This window comes from Atribacteraceae bacterium (genome assembly GCA_035477455.1).
GTDB lineage: Bacteria > Atribacterota > Atribacteria > Atribacterales > Atribacteraceae > DATIKP01.
The window spans coordinates 1-4,828 of the sequence record DATIKP010000040.1; the positions used below are offsets into that span (position 1 = coordinate 1).

The 4,828-nt window shown below is 48.9% G+C and carries 4 protein-coding genes; all 4 read right to left on the reverse strand.

Annotated elements, in window-relative coordinates; translation table 11 throughout:
- Window positions 1-588: 588 nt before the first annotated feature.
- The 4 genes from garR to VLH40_02290 all read right to left on the reverse strand — a co-directional run bounded on the left by garR (window position 589) and on the right by VLH40_02290 (window position 4,217).
- Window positions 589-1,482, reverse strand: a complete 894-nt coding sequence (garR, locus tag VLH40_02275; protein ID HSV30837.1) for a 2-hydroxy-3-oxopropionate reductase — start codon at window positions 1,480-1,482, stop codon at window positions 589-591.
- Window positions 1,483-1,513: 31 nt separating this feature from the next.
- A complete protein-coding gene (gene hyi / locus VLH40_02280) occupies window positions 1,514-2,299 on the reverse strand; it encodes a hydroxypyruvate isomerase (GenBank protein HSV30838.1) in 786 nt (261 codons plus the stop codon).
- A 29-nt stretch (window positions 2,300-2,328) separates the two neighbouring features.
- Entirely contained in the window at window positions 2,329-3,708 is a 1,380-nt protein-coding gene (locus tag VLH40_02285) for a transaldolase family protein (protein ID HSV30839.1), read from the reverse strand.
- 239 nt (window positions 3,709-3,947) lie between these two features.
- Window positions 3,948-4,217 (reverse strand): hypothetical protein, encoded by a 270-nt coding sequence (locus tag VLH40_02290; protein HSV30840.1) that lies wholly within the window; start codon window positions 4,215-4,217, stop codon window positions 3,948-3,950.
- Window positions 4,218-4,828: the final 611 nt, after the last annotated feature.

Sequence of the window (4,828 nt, forward strand, 5' to 3'; positions counted from 1 at the left end):
AAAGAAACCCATTTTGGTATAGAATTTCTCATGAGGCAACGTATCTGTTTCGTTAAGGTTTTTATGTGAGGCAACGGTGGTTGGCGTAGTGAAATTGAAGAGGCAATAATCGAGTCCACCTTCCATGCCGGTAGTGTCACAAAGCGGGGAACACTGGCAGCCGTCCGGAGGCTGTCCTGGTACGAAAGCCACACCGGGAGCAAGGTCAGCTTGCATTTGCGCGGTAGGCCGCAGCTCATGGTAGGGGTATTCGTAGTCCGGTTCCGGGTGTTTTGGCGCACGGGAAATAGGTTTGGCGGGAAAGAGCCTTTCCTCAATCAGGGTATCGGCCTGCCTTACCGCTTCCGGCCGACTTAACCCGGCTGCCTTGAGCCTTCCTGAGATAGTCGGCTACCGTGCTTTGGAAAATCGGGTAGTTTCGGGTGGTTCCTTACCCTTAACCCCCCCATCATACTTTAAGCGCAGGACTTCTTTAATTTTGTGCATGGATAGCGTACGCTGCTCATAAACCCGGAGGCGGCCGGCTTCGGCCGGAACACCGGGCGATTTGCTCCGGAGTACGCAATCATACTCTTATTCGCCATCATATCATGATTTCTTAACCTCAACCTTGGCTAATTTCTCGTAGAACTGTATTATTCCCCCATGATCGTTTCCAGCCTTGCCATCAACCTTAAGCGCCTGCATTATCTCCATGATCTGTGCGGTCAATGGCAGCGGCACTCCTGCCTCATGGGCGGTGTCTAGGGCGTTCATCAAGTCCTTGATGTGCAATTCAATTCTAAATCCCGGGTTAAAGTTTCTCTGCATAACCATGGGAGCTTTTGCATCCAAAACGGTACTGCCGGCAAGTCCTCCCCTTATGGCCTGGTAAACCTTTTCAGGGTCTACCCCCGCCTTGCTGGCCAGCACCATCGCCTCGGACATGGCTGCAATGTTTAGCGCCACAATTATTTGGTTGGCCAGCTTGGCAACGTTCCCGCTACCCGTATCCCCCACCAGCACGGCTGATGAACCCATCTTCAGCAAGATATCCTTTACCTTTTCAAAAGCTTCCAACGGGCCGCCAACCATAATCGAAAGAGTGGCGTTTATGGCCTTGGGTTCTCCGCCGCTCACCGGGGCATCCAGCATTATCACGCCCTGCTTTTTGGCCCGGCCGAATAGCTCCCTGGAGACCAGGGGAGCTATCGAGCTCATATCGACCAGTATGCTGCCTTCCCTCGCCCCCTCCAAAATGCCGTCCTTGCCCAGCACAACTTCCCTGACCTGAGGCGAATTGGGAAGCATAGTTATGACGATCCCGCACTTTTCTGCCACTTCCTTGCCAGACTTGGCTTTCTCGGCACCGGCGGCCGACAATTCTTCAGCCGCCCCGGCATTGATATCGTGCACAACCAGGGAATATCCGGCTTTGAGCAGATTTTTGGCCATGGGTTTGCCCATTATGCCCAAGCCTATAAATCCTATTTTTTTGTCCATATACTGTTCCTCCAATCGATATTAAAATTATTCACAGGCTAAAGCCGTGGGTAGCCACCCACTCTAACGATTTCCAAGTATCAGGCTTAGGGATGTATTCAAGCGACACGTAACCTTCATATCCTAATTTGTCCAATTCATTCAACAGGAACCGATAATTGATTTCGCCCGTTCCCGGCTGGTGTCGCCCCGGATTGTCGGCGATCTGGATATGCTTGATCCTGGCAATATGCTCGCGCATTATACCGGCCAGGTTTCCTTCTTCTTTTTGGGCGTGGTAAATGTCGTACTGCAGGTATACGTTGGGCTTTCCAACCTCGTCTATCATTTTCAACGCCTGCTTTGAAGTGTTGAGCATAAAGCCGGGCACATCATAATGGTTGATAAACTCGAGCAACAGCTCCAGCCCATTTTCGTGTAAGACATCGGCAGCGTAACGGATATTATCCTTCAGTGTATCCCATTGCTCATCCGAGGAAATATCCGACAAGGTCTTGCCTGCCAAACAGTTTATACGCGGCACCTTAAGTGCCTGCGCCCAGACTATAGCCTCCTCAACTCCTCGCCTAAATTCCTCCGTTTTCCTCGGGTTGTTGGTGATGCCCCGCTCGCCGCTACCCCAATTTCCGGCGGGCAGGTTGAACAATACCATATTAAGCCCATTCTCATCCAACAAGCGCTGAATATCATGAGTAACATAGTCATACGGAAATAGGAACTCAACCGACTTGAAGCCCGTCTCCCTGGCGGCCTTAAAGCGCTCTAAAAACGGCAACTCCGTAAACAGCATAGTCAAATTGGCGGCAAACTTAAACATATTCATCACTCCATTCAAAAATTTTTGATTTACCTTAAATACTCCAGGAATTCATCGTATGCTTTGCCAAAAGCCTGGAGCGTAACGTCCACCGGAAGATAATTATCAAATTCTTCTACCTCCAAGCCGTCGACCTGATAGGCCTGTCTGAATATATTGCTCCTGTTTAGCTTCTCAAGCACGTCGGTGGGCACATTATCCTTCATCCTTGGTCTTATATCCCTGGGCAAGCTGTCGTATTCCCCGGCGATATCCGGGAACACGGTTATAAATATCCTTTTTTCTTCATCGGTCACCAGCTCGTCGATATGCCACGGACCTCGCAGGGATGCTTGGAGCAGGAAGGATTTTTTATACTTCTTCTGTCTGTAAAGTATGTCATACACCCTCCTTGCTACCGCAATTCCACCCCATTTGGCAACCTCGGCTGCATCCTCCGCTCCTAAACTGATCAATTCGTTTTTTATAGGATCGTCAAGCCTTCCACTCATAAGAGTAAGGAAAGACACTTTAGCCTTCCCTTTCTCAATTATATCGCCAAAGGCCATTTCCTGGGCTACGGCAAAGTTCACCGTGACATTGACGCCGATCCCCTGGATGGTTAATCTCCTTACTACTTCTAAACCGGCCTTTGTAGCGGGTACCTTGAATACAACGTTGGGCGTTCCTTCAAGTTGATCTTTTAGTTGGACATAGAGCGTTTCAGCCTCAAGTGCCATACTATTGGCATCCGTATAGTTCTTCGGGTTGACCTGTAAGCTGACATAGCCGTATTCTCCGCCGGTGGTCTCATAGATAGGCCTTATCTCCCTGCAGTTGGCTAAAACCACGTGCATTGTCATAAGCGAACAAAGTTGCTCGGTGTCATAATCTGGATGTTCGGCCTTCAATTTATCGCGCACCGGATCCCACACCTCGGGATGGCTTTTTCTGGCAATGTTTATCAGAGGGGGATTGGTAGTCACCAGCACTGCCCCACGGCGGAGGGCGTGAGTTAGGCCCGTGGCATAGTCATTACCCCATCTGGTGTTTATGCGGCCTTCGTCAGACATTTCGGAAAGTCGGATCAGGCTGCTTTTCTCAAGACTGTCTACCTCGTTTTCTATGTACAGGATCTCATCCGAGGCTCCCCACTTTTTGAGGAGCATCATATTGTCGTTGAAATCTTGATCCAGGACAGCTTTTGTAAGGGGGCCACCCCTCTTCAGCAAATGCCAGGCTGAAAGGTAAGACTTTATGTCTATGGTCAATTCTTTCGCTATTGCGATGAGCTGTTTCCTTCTGTGTTCAGTGGCGGACCTGAAATCATTTATCCACCCATCCCTTATAGCCGCCATCTCGGCCCCAAATTGGTCAGGGAGCGCTCTAAACAACAATCTCTTCCTCAGTCCCATCCATTCGTCATACATTTAGGTTCCCGTCCTTTCTTGATTGCTCATTGACATACAGAAGGTCCGTATTTTATCTTTCTTGACTCCCGCTTAAATTTCTCCATATTACATTTAGGACCTTTGTCCGGTTAAAAAACTCTTGATTTCGTGCTATTTCATAAACCTTGGGCATCCCCCCTACAGCATTGAAGATCAACTTTTTAGCAGGCGGGACGGAAGAAGCCCGCAGGGCGACTGGACGGTCTGAGAAAATGTCGCTATGAGAGGAGACATTTTCTTGAAACCGAAGGAAGCAAAAAGGGTGAACGTTGCGGAACATTTTCTTTTATGGAAACAGCCTGTCTGATTATCTGGCCGGCTTCACACATGCGGTCCGGATCGTAACGGTGAAGTTCGTATATCTCTTTCACTGTGTTGATTGCGGCTTGTGCCGTCCTGGGAGAAAACTCAAACTGGTTTACAAATATCTCATACAATTGGCTGTCTCTCGTTTTTAGCTGGATTCGTTCTTGTGCCGCATTTTCCATGTTTCGTCCTCCTTTTCCTTGGTCCTCTCCCGTCGGCTATTCATAGCTTACCTGAGCTTCCCGGGAGCTGTCTAACCTCGTTTTGGGAGGACAAATGTCCTTATTTCTCATTCCATATTCATACCTATACAGTCCCCATCTCACGCTGAGAAGGCACCCAATTACCTCGCAAGCCCAAATTTTGTTCGGGACATCGGCTGGTCTGGCGATCGACTGTACTGGGGTGTCCCCTTCCGCCACCTTCGCGTCTTTTCAGGCCCGGCTCCCTAATCAACATACCTTTCCCTCGATGCCCTTGGGACCTAAACCATACTCCAGAAGGGGTTTCCGTGTTTCGTTTAAAGAGCAACCTCCATGTTTCAGGCCCTTCCATGGAGAAATCGAAAAGATATGGAGAATAAAACCGTTCCCATCATAGACGAGCGCTTTTTGAAAGTCAACACGGGGATTCCTTGGGTCAGATTTTTTAAACAGGTTGACACGGTGAGGGACAAAAATGATTCAAGACCCTATCAGCGGCCTGAGACCGCTCAAAACAAAGAAATATGCATTTGTACACATTGCTGCATTGAGTAAAAATTGATTTTGCTGCAAAAACTCATTTCAGCGAG